General features: G+C 38.0%; 16 protein-coding genes and 1 tRNA gene. 11 read left to right on the top strand and 6 right to left on the bottom strand.

Annotated features, from left to right (window positions below; all coding sequences use genetic code 11):
• Positions 1–129: 129 nt before the first annotated feature.
• The 11 genes from OFO01_RS06495 (at position 130) to OFO01_RS06545 (ending at position 10869) form a co-directional block, all read left to right on the top strand.
• Positions 130–699, top strand: coding sequence for a hypothetical protein (locus tag OFO01_RS06495; protein ID WP_270859389.1), 570 nt, complete (start codon positions 130–132; stop codon positions 697–699).
• A gap of 231 nt (positions 700–930) precedes the next feature.
• The gene (gene pglE / locus OFO01_RS06500) at positions 931–2025 is read left to right on the top strand and encodes a UDP-N-acetylbacillosamine transaminase (protein WP_270859390.1); all 1095 of its coding nucleotides are present in this window, start codon (positions 931–933) and stop codon (positions 2023–2025) included.
• On the top strand, positions 2022–3812 hold the full coding sequence (locus OFO01_RS06505; protein WP_270859391.1) for a polysaccharide biosynthesis protein: 1791 nt from the start codon (positions 2022–2024) through the stop codon (positions 3810–3812). The genes pglE and OFO01_RS06505 overlap by 4 nt, the downstream gene beginning before the upstream one ends.
• Before the next feature lie 2 nt (positions 3813–3814).
• Positions 3815–4426: an imidazole glycerol phosphate synthase subunit HisH gene (hisH, locus tag OFO01_RS06510; RefSeq protein ID WP_270859392.1), complete on the top strand. Its 612-nt coding sequence runs from the start codon at positions 3815–3817 to the stop codon at positions 4424–4426.
• Positions 4426–5133 carry a 1-(5-phosphoribosyl)-5-[(5-phosphoribosylamino)methylideneamino]imidazole-4-carboxamide isomerase gene (gene hisA, locus OFO01_RS06515; RefSeq protein WP_270859393.1) on the top strand — a complete coding sequence of 236 codons (708 nt, stop codon included), beginning with the start codon at positions 4426–4428 and terminating at the stop codon, positions 5131–5133. The genes hisH and hisA overlap by 1 nt, the downstream gene beginning before the upstream one ends.
• 27 nt (positions 5134–5160) lie before the next feature.
• Positions 5161–5997, top strand: a complete 837-nt coding sequence (locus tag OFO01_RS06520) for a 50S ribosomal protein L11 methyltransferase (RefSeq protein ID WP_270859394.1) — start codon at positions 5161–5163, stop codon at positions 5995–5997.
• A complete protein-coding gene (gene ftsH / locus OFO01_RS06525; protein ID WP_270859395.1) occupies positions 5990–7927 on the top strand; it encodes an ATP-dependent zinc metalloprotease FtsH in 1938 nt (645 codons plus the stop codon). The genes OFO01_RS06520 and ftsH overlap by 8 nt, the downstream gene beginning before the upstream one ends.
• Position 7928: 1 nt before the next feature.
• A complete protein-coding gene (pssA, locus tag OFO01_RS06530; protein ID WP_270859396.1) occupies positions 7929–8666 on the top strand; it encodes a CDP-diacylglycerol--serine O-phosphatidyltransferase in 738 nt (245 codons plus the stop codon).
• An 82-nt stretch (positions 8667–8748) separates the two neighbouring features.
• A complete protein-coding gene (locus OFO01_RS06535; protein ID WP_270859397.1) occupies positions 8749–10266 on the top strand; it encodes a 2-isopropylmalate synthase in 1518 nt (505 codons plus the stop codon).
• Between the two features lie 146 nt (positions 10267–10412).
• Positions 10413–10751 (top strand): ATP synthase F0 subunit C, encoded by a 339-nt coding sequence (atpE, locus tag OFO01_RS06540; protein WP_270859398.1) that lies wholly within the window; start codon positions 10413–10415, stop codon positions 10749–10751.
• Between the two features lie 32 nt (positions 10752–10783).
• A tRNA-Leu gene (locus OFO01_RS06545) sits at positions 10784–10869 on the top strand.
• Between the two features lie 17 nt (positions 10870–10886).
• On the opposite strand, the gene OFO01_RS06550 is transcribed toward OFO01_RS06545, so the two are convergent.
• The 6 genes from OFO01_RS06550 to OFO01_RS06575 all read right to left on the bottom strand — a co-directional run bounded on the left by OFO01_RS06550 (position 10887) and on the right by OFO01_RS06575 (position 17167).
• Positions 10887–11717, bottom strand: a complete 831-nt coding sequence (locus tag OFO01_RS06550) for a tyrosine-type recombinase/integrase (protein WP_270859399.1) — start codon at positions 11715–11717, stop codon at positions 10887–10889.
• Between the two features lie 59 nt (positions 11718–11776).
• Entirely contained in the window at positions 11777–13114 is a 1338-nt protein-coding gene (locus OFO01_RS06555) for a rolling circle replication-associated protein (RefSeq protein WP_270859400.1), read from the bottom strand.
• Positions 13115–13253: 139 nt separating this feature from the next.
• Positions 13254–14399: a type II secretion system protein GspD gene (locus OFO01_RS06560; RefSeq protein ID WP_270859401.1), complete on the bottom strand. Its 1146-nt coding sequence runs from the start codon at positions 14397–14399 to the stop codon at positions 13254–13256.
• Positions 14347–15411 carry a zonular occludens toxin domain-containing protein gene (locus tag OFO01_RS06565; RefSeq protein WP_270859402.1) on the bottom strand — a complete coding sequence of 355 codons (1065 nt, stop codon included), beginning with the start codon at positions 15409–15411 and terminating at the stop codon, positions 14347–14349. The genes OFO01_RS06560 and OFO01_RS06565 overlap by 53 nt, the downstream gene beginning before the upstream one ends.
• Complete coding sequence (locus OFO01_RS06570; protein ID WP_270859403.1) at positions 15411–15812, bottom strand: hypothetical protein; 402 nt, start codon at positions 15810–15812, stop codon at positions 15411–15413. Before OFO01_RS06570 ends, OFO01_RS06565 begins: the two co-directional genes overlap by 1 nt.
• The gene (locus tag OFO01_RS06575) at positions 15812–17167 is read right to left on the bottom strand and encodes a hypothetical protein (protein ID WP_270875523.1); all 1356 of its coding nucleotides are present in this window, start codon (positions 17165–17167) and stop codon (positions 15812–15814) included. Before OFO01_RS06575 ends, OFO01_RS06570 begins: the two co-directional genes overlap by 1 nt.
• Between the last annotated feature and the right edge of the window lie 100 nt (positions 17168–17267).

Consider the following 17267-nt stretch of genomic DNA (forward strand, 5'->3'; position numbering starts at 1 on the left):
AAGTTATCGCAGAGTTGGTATCCTTGCCTACTGCAAAATTTGACAAGCTTATGGTGGGCAAAATGCCGTTTTGCGGTGTTAGCGGAATTAGTAAAAATGCTTATGTTAAAATTTTATTAGGATAAAATAATGTTTTCACAAGTTATAAATTTACTAAAAAATAAAAATATTAAATTTGATAAAGGTTTAACAGAGTTAGAGATTTTAAAAATCGAAAGCATATATAATTTTAATTTTCCATATAGCTTAAAAATATTTTTAATGGAAAATTTGCCTGTATCTGATGGATTTTATAATTGGCGTGATTTTTCCGATGAAAATATCTTTAAAATTAAAAAAGTGATGAACTATTTTTTTGAATACATAAAAAATACACCTTGCGATGAATATCTTCCAAGTAGTGCTTATTGGGTAGAAAAATGGGGTAAAATGCCTGAAAATTTACAAAAAAGACAAGAGATTGTTATAAATGAATATCAAAAAGCACCAAAAATAATACCAATATATTCTCATCGTTTTATGCCAGATTTAAAAGAAAAGTTCCCGCCAATTTTATCAATACATTATGCGGATATAGTGTATTATGGTAGAAATTTAAATGAATATTTTATGTGCGAATTTGGAAATTTTGAAATGCCAAAAAATATGCAAGAATATTTGTATGTTCCTTTTTGGACTGATTTAATAGAGAATTGGTAGCCCGCAGTTCTTATCCTTGCCACCGCAAATTTTAATAATTACAACAAATTAAACCCAAATTTAACCAAAAATTTTCGACAAATTTAAAACCAAAATTTTGCAAAAAATAAAATCATAAATTTATTTAAAAGTGGTAAAATAACGGCTTTTAAATTTTTAAATTTGCAATTTTTTGGTTGCAAATCGCCTAAAAATTAGGCTAAATTTATAAATTTCATCGAAAGAGAGAAAATGGCAAGAATATTTTTAAGCCCCCCAAATATGGGCGGAAACGAATTGGAATACATAAAAAAAGTTTTTGAAAGCAACTACATCGCGCCACTTGGCGAGTATGTTAATAGATTTGAAAAATCAGTTTGCGATTACACTGGCGCGAAATCAGCTCTCGCGCTAAATGCTGGCTCAGCCGCACTTCATTTAGCCCTACGAACGCTAGGCATAAAAGACGGCGATGTGGTGCTTGGTTCTACTTTTACCTTTATGGCGAGCCTTAATCCGATCTTTTATGAGCGTTGTGTCCCTGTGCTAATCGATAGCGACGAAAGCTGGAATCTAAGCCCCGAGCTTCTAAAAAAGGCAATCAAACTAGCGCCCAAAAAACCAAAAGCCCTAATCCCGACCCACCTTTACGGACAGGCAGCGAAAATGGACGAGATAATGGAGATTTGCGAAAATGAAAATATCGCCGTTATCGAGGACGCAGCCGAGGCACTTGGTGGATTTTACAAGGGCAGGGCACTTGGCACGATTGGCGCGTGTGGTGCGCTAAGCTTTAATGGCAACAAAATCATCACTACAAGTGGTGGCGGAATGCTAATTTCGAACGACGAAGCCTTAATCGCCAAAGCAAGGTATTACAGCACGCAAGCCAGAGAGCCACTTTTGCATTATGAGCATTTGGATTATGGCTATAACTACCGATTAAGCAATGTTTTAGGCGCGATTGGCGTGGGACAAATGGAAGTTTTGGAAAAAAGAGTTGAGCGAAAAAGAGAAATTTTCGCACTTTATAGTGAGCTTTTAAAAGACTGCGCCGAATTTATGCCAGAAATCGAAAATTCACGCGGAAACAGGTGGCTTACAACCTTGGTTTTCAAAGAAAAAAATGCTCACTTACGCGTAATCGACGCACTCAATAAAGCCGATATCGAAAGCCGTCCGCTATGGAAGCCAATGCATTTGCAGCCAGTTTTCAAAGGCGCATTAAGCGTGGTTGATGGCACGAGCGAGGATCTATTTAGTCGCGGAATTTGTCTGCCAAGCGGAAGCGATATGAGCGACGAGCAGGTCGCAAAAGTCGCCGAAATTGTAAAGAAAAGCTTATGATTTTTAGACCGACCAAGCTCAAACGCTTCGCATTTTTTCTGATTTTAGATATTTTAATTTCGATTTTTAGCGTCGCAATCGCCTTTGTTTTGCGTTTTAGTGGCGATATTCCAAACGAATTTTACAAAGGCTTGCTACTAAGCGCGACCCTAATTACCGCTATTCGCATTGCGTATTTGTGGTTTATGAAAATTTACCTTGTGCCGTGGCGATTTTTCGGGCTTTACGAAGCGCGCAAAATTTTCTACACGCACATTTTCACAGCTTTGACATTTTTGGCGATTTTCTTTTTAATGGAAAAGATTTTCAATCCCTTCCCGCGCTCTGTGATTGCCATAGACGCGGCGATTTGCTTTATTTTAATCAGTGGCGTAAGAATTGCAAAACGCATGTTTTTACTCCACGAAAAGTCAAATTCTAACGCCAACGAACCCTGCGTCGTCGTGGGGGCAACTAGCAAAACCGTGCATGTGCTAAAAGGTATGCGCCAACACCACATAAACTACTATCCTGTGGGCGTCGTCGATGGTAGAAAAGAGCTAGTGGGCACATACTGCGAAAATTTCGTTGTGCGCGCAAAAAGCACAATCCCTGAAATGATAAAAGAAAGTGGCGCCAAAACCGCTATCGTGGCACTTTCCCTGCACCCAGAAGATCTCAAAGAGCTCTACGACGAGCTAATCGCGTATGGGCTAAAAGATATCAAGCTATTTTCGCTACTAGAAAACGAGCAGAAAAAAATCCGCGACATTTCGATTGAAGACCTGCTCGCGCGCAAACCAAAGGATTTGGATAAAGAGGCGATTAAAAATTTCATCGACGGCAAGGTAGTTTTAGTAACTGGCGCAGGTGGCACGATAGGAAGCGAGATTTGCAAACAATGCTTGAATTTCGGTGCAAAACGGCTGATTATGGTCGAGCATAGCGAATTTAACCTTTATCAAATCAACGAAGCCACGAACGCAGATTCTCGCAACGAATTAAAAATGATAAATATCGTTTATCGCGATGAATTCGATGAAATTTTTGCTGAATTTAAGCCTGATGTCGTGGTGCATGCAGCAGCGTATAAACATGTGCCACTTTGTGAATTTAACCCGCATTTAGCGGTGAAAAACAATGTCCTTGGCACGAAAAATGTCGTGGATTTATCCAAAAAACATGGCGTTAAAAAGGTCGTTTTAATCTCCACCGATAAGGCCGTGCGCCCTACAAATATCATGGGCACGACAAAGCGAATTTGCGAGCTTTACAGCCTAAATTCGAGCGATGAAGCCACTCAAATCGTGGCTGTGAGATTTGGAAATGTGCTAGGAAGTAGCGGAAGCGTAATTCCGAAATTTAAACGCCAAATCGAAGCAAACGAGCCACTCACCGTTACGCACCCTGATATCGTGCGGTATTTTATGCTAGTGAGCGAAGCTTGTCAGCTAGTGCTTCAAGCAGCCTCAATCGCCAAAGGTGGGGAGCTTTTCGTGCTTGATATGGGCGAACCTGTCAAAATCGCAGACCTTGCCAAACGCATGTTGCAGTTAGCCGGTAAAGAGGAACTTGGGATTAAATTTGTAGGACTTCGTCCCGGCGAGAAGCTTTACGAAGAGCTTTTGATCAACGAAAACGATAAAAGCACAAAATATCAATCGATCTTTGTTTCAAGCTTTACAAAATACGATTTAGAAAAGCTAAATTTGCAAATTTCAGAGCTTGTAAATGCCCAAAACTGCGAAGTTGCCGCAAAACTCAAAGAGATTGTGCCGGAATTCGACCATAAATTAAATAAGGATTGATTTTGATAGGGATTGTTGATTATGGTGCTGGAAATATACGAAGCGTGAAAAATGCCCTTAGCTTTTGTGGGGCGAAATTTGAGTTAGTGAGTGAGCCAGAAAAGCTTTTAAAATGTGATAAAATTTTACTTCCTGGCGTTGGGGCATTTGGCGAAGCAATGGCTAAGCTAAAAAGCGCAAATTTAGACGAAGCGATAAGAGAATTTGTCGCAAGTGGGCGGTATTTTTTGGGAATTTGCCTTGGCATGCAACTTCTATTTGACAAAAGTGCAGAATTTGGTTCGAGTGAGGGGCTTGGGATAATTAGTGGCGAAGTGGTGAAATTTGATGAGAGCAAATTTAGCGATAGTTTAAAAGTCCCGCACATGGGCTGGAATACACTAGAATTCACGCGCGAGGCGCCCATAAATTCGGGGCTTGAAAGCTCTGTTTATGCGTATTTCGTGCATTCTTATCACGCGCTTTGCGATGAAGAGTTTATCCTAGCAAAGACGGCGTATGGGTATGAATTTCCTAGCGCAGTTTGCAAGGAAAATGTCTTTGGCTTTCAGCCACACCCCGAAAAAAGCCACGAAAATGGCATAAAAATAATTAAAAATTTCACGGAGTTATAATGGAAATTTTACCTGCGATTGATTTAAAAGAAGGCCTTGCCGTGCGCCTTAGCAAGGGCGAAATGGGAAGTGCTAAAATTTATTCAAAGACCCCTTGGGAATTAGCTAAAAAATTCGAAGACATGGGGGCGAAATACCTGCATTTGGTAGATTTAGACGGAGCGTTTGCGGGAGAGCCGATAAATTTCAAAACGATTGAGAAAATCGTAAATTCGACAAATTTAAAGGTCGAAGTAGGTGGTGGAATCCGCGATGAAAAGCGCATAAAAGACTACCAAAATTTGGGCGTTTATAGATTTATTTTAGGCTCAGTTGCGCTAAAAAATCCAAATTTTGTCAAAGAAATGTCGCCAAAATACAATATCGTCGTAGGAATCGACGCGCTTGGTGGCATGGTCGCAACCGAGGGCTGGGCAGATGTGAGCAGCATTAAGGCGACTGATTTGGCTAAGCTTTACGCAGGAGCGGGAGTTGGCGCGATAATCTGCACGGATATCGGCAAAGATGGCATGCTATGTGGCGTAAATGTGGGATTTACCGAAGCAATCGCCGAAGCTAGCGGGATTGATACGATAGCTAGTGGCGGCGTGAAGGACATTGGCGACATTTTGGCGTGCAAAAACAGCGGCAAAATCGCGGGCGTGATTGTCGGCAAGGCATATTACGAGGGCAGTATAGATTTAGAAAAAGCGTTTAAAATTTTGTGATATCGTAATGGCTTTTAAGGTTTTGAGATGAAAGAATTTTATAATGAAATGAGTGTAAAGAGCCAAAACGGCTTGGAATTTTTCAAAGATTTTGTCTTTGAGCTTGGGATTTCGTGTATAGAAGAGCGTGAGGGCGAGTTTATCGTGCGCGACGAAGATAGCCTAGAAATGGTAAAATTCGCGCTAATCGAATTTAAAGAAGCCTTGCAAAAATCCACAGGGGCGCAAATTTCACTAGAAATCGAAATTTCGCAAAAGAAAAATCAAGATTGGATAAACGAGTATAAAAAGGGCGTAGAGCCGATTGAGGTGGGTAAATTTTATGTCCGCCCTAGCTGGTGCGAGAGCAGAGCGGGGCTAATAGATATTTTAATCGATCCAGCACTCGCCTTTGGCTCAGGGCACCATGAGAGCACGAATATGTGTTTGCAAATTTTAAGCGAGATTACCAAAGAGGGCGCAAAAGCCCTTGATGTGGGCTGTGGAAGCGGAATTTTGAGTATCGCGATGAAAAAGCTTGGCGCAAATGTCAGCGCGTGCGATACTGACGAGCAAGCCACTGATGCTAGCGTGCAAAATGCGCAAAAAAACGGCGTGAGCTTGGATAAAATTTGGACAGGAAGTATCGCAGGAGCGGGCGAAAAATACGATTTAGTCGTAGCAAACATAATTGCTGATGTGATTTTGATACTAGCCAGCGATTTGAAAAACGCGTTAAACCCGGGCGCACACCTCGTGCTTTCTGGAATTTTAGAAAATTACAAAGATAGAATAAAATCTGCATTTTCGGATTTGCGCTTCGTGAAAATGGAGCAAAAAAACGAGTGGTGTAGCTTTGTTTATGAGAAAGGTGAAAATGAATAATCAAAATAACAAAAATCAACAAAACGGCGGAGGAAATTTTTTCAACAAAAATCCTATTGGTATGTTTGTGGTTTTTGCGCTGATTTTAATTGTGATTTTTAGGGCAATTAGCCCAAATGGTGGCGGTTTTGGCGAGGGTGCGACCCTTGGAAATTTAGGCGTGGGACAGACTAGAAATGTCAGCTACTCAGAGCTAAAATCACAGCTTAAAACAGCTCAAATTTCAATGGTTTCTATCGGCAAAACCACGATAAAAGCCCAAAGTGGCGATACTATGTATGTAGCCCAAAGGGTCGATGATAACGAGCTTGTGAGTATTTTAGAGAGCAGAAATATCCCTTATGGCGCATATAACGAAACAAATTTACTCACAGATTTGCTTTTTAGCTGGGTTTTACCGCTTGTGATTTTCTTTGGAATTTGGATGTTTTTGGCCAATCGTATGCAAAAAAATATGGGTAGCGGTATGCTAGGAATCGGCAGTTCTAAAAATTTAATGAGCGCAGAGAAGCCAAATGTCAAATTTAGCGATGTCGCCGGTGTCGAAGAGGCCAAAGAAGAGGTCAAAGAGATAGTCGATTTCCTCAAAAACCCTGAGCGATACATAAGCTTAGGAGCAAAAATCCCAAAAGGCGTTTTGCTCGTAGGCCCTCCTGGCACAGGTAAGACACTGCTTGCAAAGGCTGTCGCAGGAGAAGCAGATGTGCCGTTTTTTTCGATTTCGGCTTCTAGCTTTATAGAGATGTTTGTAGGCGTGGGCGCAAGTAGGGTTAGAGATTTGTTTGAAACAGCCAAAAAGCAAGCACCCGCGATTGTTTTTATCGATGAGATTGACGCGATTGGAAAAAGTAGAAATTCAGGCGGAATCGGCGGCGGAAACGACGAGAGGGAGCAGACACTAAATCAACTTTTGGCAGAAATGGACGGCTTTGGCACAGAGTCTAGCCCAGTCATCGTCCTAGCAGCGACAAACCGCCCAGAGACGCTTGATGCTGCGCTTTTGCGCCCGGGTAGATTTGATAGGCAGGTTTTGGTCGATAGACCTGATTATGACGGCAGAATCGCGATTTTAAAGGTGCATATGAGAGATGTCAAATTTGCCCGTGATATCGATATCGAAGATATTGCGCGCCTTACCGTGGGCTTTGCGGGAGCGGATTTGGCAAATATCATAAACGAAGCTGCGCTTTTGGCAGGTCGAGAGGCGAAAAAAGAGGTTGAGCAAAAAGATCTGCTTGAAGCAATCGAGCGCGTGGCGATAGGACTAGAAAAAAAATCGCGCCGTGTAAATCCTGTGGAGAAAAAAATCGTCGCTTACCACGAGAGTGGTCATGCGCTCATCGCCGAGCTTACCAAAGGCGCAATGCCAGTTAGCAAGGTTACGATTGTTCCGCGCGGGCTTGGCGCAGCTGGATATACGCTAAATTCGCCGTTTGAAAATAGATTTTTGCACCAAAGATATGAAATTTTCGCTGAAATTGATGTTTTGCTATCTGGTAGGGCGGCCGAAGAGGTTTTTTTAGGCGAGATTACAGACGGGGCTAGTAATGATTTACAACGCGCGACTGATTGGCTAAAATTTATGGCGGCTAAGGTCGGTATGACGGACGAGCTAGGCTTAATCGTGCTTGAAAAACAGCAATATTCGTTTTTAAACGGTGGTCAGAGCATCAAGGATTACAGCGAGGAGACGGCGGTAAAAATCGACAACTATGTCCGCACAAAGCTCGATGAACGCTACAAAGCTGTGAAAGAGACCTTGCGAGTTTATGCGCCTGCAATCGAGGAAATGGTAAAAACTCTGTATGAAAAAGAGACCGTCGCTGGCGAGGTTATCGTGGAGATTATAGATAAATTTGAAAAAGAAAACAACTTGCCGACGCGTTTGGTGCGAAATTTAGCCAAAGAAAATCCAGAAGAAGAGGCGTAAAATGGAAGAAGAAAGAGGAAAATTAGTATATATTTTGCCAAATCTTTTCACCGCGGCTAGTATATTTTTGGCTATGCTAAGCATTTTTGCTTCGATAAATGGCCATTATGCTAGTGCGATTGCGTATATAATTTTTTCTTTGATTTTTGACGGACTTGACGGGCGCGTGGCAAGGCTCACACACACGACGAGCAAATTTGGCGTAGAATTTGACAGCCTTGCCGATATAGTGGCGTTTGGCGTGGCGCCAGCGGTGCTGTTTTATTTCGTAATCGGCAAGGATTATGGGCAGGTTGGCACTTTAATTAGCGCGCTGTATGTGATTTTTGGCGCTGTGAGGCTAGCGAGATTTAATGTCACTGTGGGCACCTACGAGCCAAATGTTTTCATTGGTTTGCCGATCCCAACTGCGGCTATTACGATTGCTGTGTGGATTGGGATTTACCTTAAATACGAGGTTTCATCTGTGTGGGGTGGCGTATTTATCATCGGCATGGCAATTTTGTCGTTTTTAATGGTTAGTAATATCCGCTTTCCAAGCTTTAAAAAGATAAATTTAAAACGGCCAAATGCGATTAAAATTTTGGTTTTACTCATTGTGGTGTTTTTTTCGTGTCTGTATCTTTTCAAGCTCGAATTCCCTGCATTTATCATTTTGCTATACATAGGATATGGGCTCGTGCGCGCGGGGCTAACGCTTATCGGGGTTAAATTTAACAAACAAAGCAAAGAGAACTAAATAATAAAATTTATCAATTCCAATTAAATTTAAGCTTAAAATTGCTATAATCGCCAAATTTTATCAAATGAAAGGGTAGGTTATGGATAAAAATAAAATTATTATTTTTGATACGACATTGCGCGACGGCGAGCAAAGCCCGGGCGCTTCGATGAATACAGAAGAAAAAATCCGCCTTGCACTCCAATTAGAAAAACTCGGCGTCGATGTTATCGAGGCTGGGTTTGCAGCGGCTAGTCCGGGGGATTTTGACGCGATTAATCAAATCGCAAAGGCTACTAGCAAGATTAGGGTTTGTTCGCTTTCTCGCGCGCTCGAAAACGATATCAAGGCCGCAGCGCAGGCTATCGCGCCAGCGAAATTTCAGCGCATACACACCTTCATCGCCACTAGCCCGATTCACATGGAATTTAAGCTAAAAATGAAGCCTGATGAGGTCATCAAACGCGCAGTTGCGGCTGTGCAATACGCGAAGACTTTCACAGATGATGTGGAGTTTAGCTGTGAGGATGCGTGCAGAAGCGATGTGGGCTTTATGAAGGAAATTTGTGAGGCGGTTATCGGCGTGGGCGCAACTACGATAAATTTACCAGACACCGTGGGATATCGCCTGCCAAATGAAATTTACGCTATTTTTAAAGAAATGGTCGAATTTATAGATGGTAGAGCGATAGTATCTGCTCACAATCACAATGATTTAGGGCTTGCCACAGCAAACACACTAGCGTGCATTGAAGCTGGCGCGCGCCAAGTCGAATGCACCATAAATGGCCTTGGCGAGAGGGCTGGAAATACTGCGCTCGAAGAGATTGCAATGGTCGTAAAAACCAGAAATGACCATTTCTCGCCACTTTATACGGATATAAATTTCAAAGAAATTTATCCTTCAAGCCGTTTGGTTGCAAGTATCACAGGTATCGAACCACAGCCAAATAAGGCAATCGTGGGCAAAAATGCCTTCGCACACGAAAGCGGAATCCATCAAGACGGCGTTTTAAAACACCGCGAAACTTACGAGATTATGAAGGCCGATGATATCGGGCTGGATAAAAACTCTCTCGTGCTTGGCAAACACAGCGGACGCCACGCTTTCAAGGATAAATTAATCGCCCTTGGCTACGAGCTAGACGAGGCGCAGTTGCAAGTAGCATTTGAGAAATTTAAAATTTTAGCCGATAGCAAAAAAGATGTCTATGACGAGGATTTAAGAGAGCTTGTAAATGACGAATTTATGGGTGCGAAAACCAAGGCTTACGAAATCGCGCTTCTTAGCTCAAATGGCTGCAACAAAGGCCACGCAAGCGCGGCTGTCACACTAAATCACGATGAAATTTTGCTAAGCGATAGTGCGCTTGGAAATGGTGGGGTCGATGCGATTTTTAAAGCGATTGATCGCATAAGCAAGGTTAGTGGCGAGCTCAAAGATTATCAAGTCAAGGCTGTATCCAGAGGCAAAGATGCTCTGGCCAAAGTAACCGTTAAGGTCGAATTTGAGGGCACTGGCGCGATTATGGGGCATGGGCTTGATGTCGATACGATGCTAGCCTCAGCTAAGGCTTATGTCGGCGCACTAAATACATATTTGGCTTCGAAAAAATAAAATTCATAAAGTGGCGAAATTTGGGCGAATTTTGCCACTTTTTTAAACTAATTAAAAGCAAAATTTCACTAGAATACCGCACTCAAAATGTTCTTAGTAGGGGACAGATCCGAAAGGCGTTTTGAAATTTTATTTTGGAGACTTTTATGAAAAAAGTTTTGGTTTTACTTTTCGCGCTTTGTGGCGCAGCATTCGCAGGTGAGGAGCTTAGCGCTTATACTCAAATCGTATCATACTCAGCAATCGCTGTTGGTATCGTTCTTGGTTTTGCCGCTCTTGGTGGCGCTGTTGGTATGGGTAATGCAGCTAATGCAACAATCCTTGGTATCGCTCGCAACCCAAGCGTAGCTAGCAAACTATCAACTACAATGTATATTTCGCTAGCGATGATCGAAGCACAAGTTATTTATGCGCTTGTTATCGCATTTATCTTGCTTTTCGCTAATCCTTTCGTTACAGACGCTCTTACAAAAGCAGCTGCGTAATCACTCGCCCGCACCTTCGCGGGCTTTCTCATGCGACCATGGTGGAATTGGTAGACACGCTATCTTGAGGGGGTAGTGCGCTTCGCGTGTGCGAGTTCAAATCTCGCTGGTCGCACCATTTCAAAAACTTAAAAGTCAATAAATTTTAATATCCGTTTTGAATTTTTCGTTTTCACTTTCGATAAATTTGACATAACGATTAAAAACCATTTCTGTGCTATTGTGTCCTAATTGTTTTGAAAGCTCATAAGGTGTTAAATTTGCGTTTTTAAGTATATTTGTAGCAAATGTATGACGCATAGTATAAAGCTTACGATATGGCAAATTTAACTCTTTTAAAATAGGTTTCCAAAAGTATTTTAAAAACGATGAAACGCAGTTATAAGGTTCTCTGTATTGATTGATAAAAAGGTAATCGCTTTGCAAATTTAAAACATAATTTTTCAAATCATCATAAATAAAATCATTTATAGGGATTATGCGAATACTTCCGAAAGTTTTAGGCGTATTTTCACCATAACGAGAGCGAGATTTTAAGATATTTATAGTTCGATTTTCTAAATCGATATTTGATTTTTTAAGAGCTAAAATTTCGCCTGTTCTCATACCTGTAAAAAAGCCGATTTTTAGGAAAATTTGATATTTAATTTGATACTTTTTTGAAATTTCTAAAATTTTAATTACTTCCGAAGCTGAAAACGGCTGAATTTTAGGCTTTATAAGAGCTGGATTTTTTACAAAATCAATCGGATTTAATTTTATTTCATCATCGTATTTCGCAAGTAAAAAGATTTGATTTAAACAGCTTTTGTAATCTCGCAAAGTCTTACCGCTTAAAATCTTGCTATTTTGCGAAAACCACAAACGCAATTCACTAGCTTTAATACTTTTTATATCTCTATCGAAAAGAAAATTTAACTTATGATTTACGATAATTGAATATTTACTAAAAGTTGATTTTTTCACTCATTAGATCCGATTTTTAAAAACATATCAGCAAAATATTTAAACTTCATAAATTTGCCTTAAAATGGAAAAGGTATCAAACCACGATTAGCAAATTCGTTTTGCAAAAGTTCAAAATCATCTTTAAAAGGCTCAATATGATTTTTAAATCTTTGCAAAAATCCGCGTTCAATCATTTCATTTTCTAATTTTGCAAAATCAATAAAATCAAAGCAATCATCGCTAATTTCATATTTATTATCCCTGTAATAGCGTTTTAAAAGCTCATCACTCATATTTTCCCAAGATTTTCTGAAAATTTTGCGTGGATTGTATCGAATAATTTTATCAGAATTAGCATTTTTAATATTTTCAAATTCAGCTGAATTGATTTTTAAATTTTCCTTGACACTAAAAGTCGATTTTTGATATTCGTGTTTTAACCTACCGCAGACATAATAAAGCAAATGACCATTTTCATAAATGAGTTCTTCGCTAGTATATGGGATTGAAATAAAAATCGATTGACTTTTATAATCCCACTCAATTAAAGTGTCATCAATATCAGTTAAAATATTTAAATTTGCAAAATCTCGCAATCCTTTTATAAAATTAATTTTGCGATAAACCCACAAAGGAATAGGAGTGCGAGAGCTTAAAAAACGCCTAATTTTATGTTTTATAAACCACGCTTGAACTTCGTTTATTTCATCGGTTTCATTGTAGTTTATAAAAGTTTTTGTAATGTATTTCATAACATAGCCAGTTGCATTTTTAAGCGTTGTTTGAAAGCCGTTAATTTCGCCGTTTTTGCGTTGTTCGATTGAAATTCTATCATTTCGCAAATTTTGCGGAGCGTAAAAAATATCCTTATAAGATTTTAAAAGATAAGGAATTGTAAATTTTGGCACATAAATTAAAGCGTGGATATGTGGCACTCCGTCCTTTTTATGTGGTTCAAAAGTGCGGATATATTGCATTTTTTCAGTCGGATAAATTTTACGAAATCGTTTATTAAATTTATCGAAATTATAATTTAGCACATTTACCAAATCCCTTATATTAAAGCACTCATTAGCATTTAATTTTCGTTTTTGCTCCAAAGGTAAGCTTTTTATATCCTTTGTCGTAAAAGTGCTAAAATTTCCAACTAACGCTTTACGAAAGCAACCGTTTAGAGTAATTGTCAAAAATACAGGCACAAGGGCATTTTTAACGGTTAAACTATGGATTGTATTTGTGCGATTAGCAATTTCAGCGTAATAATTACCGCTAAAATTAGCAGACCTTGAAACGCTTAAAAGCGTTTTTTCCTCGCCATAAGCATTAATAAAAGTATGAGTAAGCAAAAAATTCTTTTGTTTTTGCAATTTTTCACAAGCGAAATCAAGGTCAAATTTTGATAATCCGTAACGCATATTTTAAGCTTTATTTAATAGTGAGAGTTTTTTATTAAATTGACAAGGGGCGTTCTTTTCGCTCCCACTCACAGGCTCGCGGTCGCTCAAAGAAACGCCAAACAAAGCAAAACAAACATATAAATTCGCGCTTATCATCTTAATTTACTTCTATTGTCAAAGTTATAATATTTGTGCTTTTATAATCTTGCTCGATTGAAAACAAATATTTCAAAATAGGTATATCTTTTAAAAGCGGTATTCCATTACGCTTTGAATACTCGACATTTTTATTTATACCACTTAAAACCAAAATCTCGCCGCGCTTTAAGCTATAATTTGATTTTAACTCCTTTTTACTAGTGCGTGGAGTTAAAGAGCTATTATCGATAATATCTTCAACGACCAAATCCAAATCAAAATCAACCATATTTTCTAAAACAACAGGGCGAATTTTGATTTTAAGTCCGACATCTTTATAATCATAAGTATTTTGGGTAGTAGTGCCGTTATTAGAATAAGATGAAGTATTTCTAAGATAAGGAATATTTTCAACAGAGCTAAAATAAGCTTCTTTTCCGCTTTTTGCAACCAAAAAAGGGCTTTGTTTGATTGTAGTTACGCCGTTTTGTTCGAGTAGTGATAAAACACCATAAAAGCCTTTTTTCTTGTTTGTTATGATATTTGTTTCAGCAGTAAATGGCATAGTGATCAAATTTATAAAATAGTTTAAATCGCTATGAGTTACAAGATCACCAAGCGAATTTATGTGAGTTCCTAAATCTCTGTAATCATTTGAATTTGTTTCAAGTATAGTAAGCTTAAAATTTACCTGTTCTAGCTTTTTATCAGCCATTTTTGAAAACTCTAAAATTTCTGAATACTCTTCATCATCAGCCATAAACACCGCCGAATTTGTAGAGCTAATATAAGTCGTGTTTGTATCAATGCGAGCGGAAATAATTCCGTTTATATCATCAAATGAATTATTTTCAAGTGGTAAATAACGAAGTTTTTTATCAGCAAAAGTTACATTTTCATCATTTTTTGGCACAACATAATAAAAATCATCAGTTAAAATGAGTTTTAATCCTTTGCTCTCTATTGCCTTGCGAAAATGATTGATTTTAATCAGAGAATTTTTAGAAGTGAAAAAATAGTAATTATTTGGGTCTATTTCATCACTTATTAAAATATCTGTTTGTGAATTTTCACTAGCTAAATTTGCGAAATCGTGCAAATTTACTTCAATCTCATTTGCGCTCACTACTATAAACGCTAACACTATCAAAAATAGCTTTTTCATTTCTCTCTTCCTTTTTTAAATTTTCAAAAACAGGCTTTTCAAAGCCAACTAAATAAATCAAAACTCCTTTTCCCATAGTTTTACGCTTGACAAATTCAGGGGGCGAATTATTTAAAATAAAATTAAAATATGAAATATCAAATTTTTCATATTTAGAGCCAATATTGCATTTATCGTAAAAGCACCTAACTTCATAGATAAAAGGTAAAATTTTAGCTTCCTTTTTCTCTTGAATTACAGGGCGAATTTCGGCAGTTTTTACAGGATCAGTTTTTACTTCTTTTTTAGGATTTATGTAATTTACAAAAATTTTAAATCCAAAAATTGAAATTACAGAAAGCACAAGAGCCAAAGTAAAAAATTTAAGCACGACAGATGAGCCTTTAACCTTTGCGCCTGCAACATACATTTTAAAGACTTCATCGAGCGCAGGAAGCGTAAAGCCACCGCCTTTAATCAAATCAACACCGTTCATTTTATAGCTTGAAAATTGCTGATAACGAAAGCGAGAAGTTATAAGTCTTCTTGCAGGTTCAACAGCTTTATAAAAGTATTCAGCAACGGCTTTATAGCCTGTATCGATTAGGCTTAAATCTTGTGTTATAAGCCAAATATCTTGGTATAAATGGGCGTGATAAGTAAGCCACCAAGTCAAAATATCATCTTTTTTGGTAAAAAAGTTGTGCGCTTCATCAATTACGATTAAAGCGTGATTTAAACGAAATTCATCGGCTTTTAAATTTAGCTCCGTATCGTTCGCACCAGCTTGATACAAATCATAAAGAAGCGAAAGATTATATTTAAAATCATCTACTTTTAAAAGCTCGATTTTATCGCTTTTTGAAAAATCGAATTCATTTATATTTGTATAGCAAATTTCATATTTATTTTTTGGCGGTTCTTTTGCAAAAAGAGATTTTTTAGGCTCTTTTACGAAATTCTCCCAAATCTTATAAACAGCAAGGTAAGTTTTTCCGCTTTTTGGTATGCCTGTAAGATATGAAATAGCCATTAATCAATCCTTGAAATAAACAGATATAAAAGCGTTTTTCTAAAATGTTCAATAAATTTAATTACAATTTTAAGAGCGATTGCGACAATTAAAGAAAAGAAAATAGGCTTAAAAAGATTGTAAGCATCGCTGAAAGCATCGATAATACCAAGAGAGCATAAAACAGAAAAGAAAAGCGAAATCATATCATCGGTTGAACTCATACGAGAATTTATAAATTCAAGTAAAGAATTAACCTGCGAAAGTCCAAAATAAACAGCGTAAATAACAGAAGCAAAGAATAATAAACTAAATCCAATCAAAAAAACGCTAATACTAAGCATTGCACCAAAGCGAAAAATCGCAGAAGTCCATTTTTTAACATAAGCGCCAAAAAATCCAATAATAGCTAAAATAGGCATTAAATCAACCTTATAATAATTTTAAAAAGACTTACAGAAAACAAAGTTACAAAAAACGCATAAAAGACCAAATAAAGGACATTTTTTACGCTATCAGTAACACTACACAAATTTACTTCAATAGGAATTGTTTTATATTTTGGGATAGTAAATTCAAATTTACGACCGCAATTCATACCGCAAAATGAATTAAAAGAGCTTAATTCTCCGCCTTTGATTTTATCATAAACGCCAATTACACTATCTTTTGCATTATCAAACATATCAAGGATCTTGCCGACACCTTCACTGACATTTTTATTTAAATCATCAATTCCGTTGTAATCTACATTTCCGCAATCTTCGCCTTCGCAATCACCGGAAGGGGTTTCAGAGTTTTCTGGGTTTTCTGGGGCAGTAGTGCCAGAATCGCCAGAAGTTCCTGAATTTTCACCGCCAGAAGTTCCAGAATTTCCACCACCGGAATTTCCACCACCGGAATTTCCACCGCCTGAACTTCCACCGCCTGAACTTCCACCGCCTGAACTTCCACCGCCTGAACTTCCACCGCCTGAACTTCCACCGCCTGAACTTCCACCGCTAGGATCTTCATTGTCATCATTATTTGGGTTATTATTGCCACCGCTAGGATCTTCATTGTCATCATTATTTGAATTGTTATCGCCATTTGAACCAGTGCTACTATCGGATTGTTCGAGCAAAGTATCATCAACACTACAATAAATTTCTTCTGCATCAAATTCGCCATTACTACAAGTAACCTTACAAACAGTAGAAGAAGTTCCTTCATCATCGTCATCGCTATTTGTAAAAGTTGTAACTATACGAGAAGAAACATAAGAGCCTAAATTTTGTTGTTTGCAATGACAATCGGCACGAAATTTTAAATTTGGGATAATTTCACAATCTTCGGAACATGAACCAGTATCAGAATTAAAATATTTGCCATTACTACCATCACAAATAGCACATTTTTTATGACCATGAATACAAACGCCCTTATCATCATATTTTAAACAAGGATCAAGAACATTATCATAAATAATTAACAAATTTTCAGAATTAATAGCATAAACACCAGAAAATCTATAATCATAAGTAATTTTAGTCCATAAACCAGAAGAACTAGAACCATAAGTTATAAAATAAGTAAGATTATCTATATTGTTATTATTTTTATAAGCGCAATATTTATAATATGTTAATTCGGGGTCACTAGAATAAGGGTCTAATACATAAATTTCACTTGAATTAGCAGAAGTTAAAATATCTGAACTAGGAATAGGCTTTAATTGAAGATCAGCGCAAAAAGCTAAATTTAAAGCTAAAATCAAAAATAAAATAATCCGTTTCATTACTTACCATTTACGAGTAAAAAGAACAAAAACAAGCATTAAAGGCAAACAAAGAACGCACAGCCAAAAGAAAAGCGAAAAGAAATAATCAAAAGAGCCA

The sequence above is a fragment of the Campylobacter sp. JMF_01 NE2 genome, assembly GCF_027737365.1.
Lineage (GTDB): Bacteria > Campylobacterota > Campylobacteria > Campylobacterales > Campylobacteraceae > Campylobacter_B.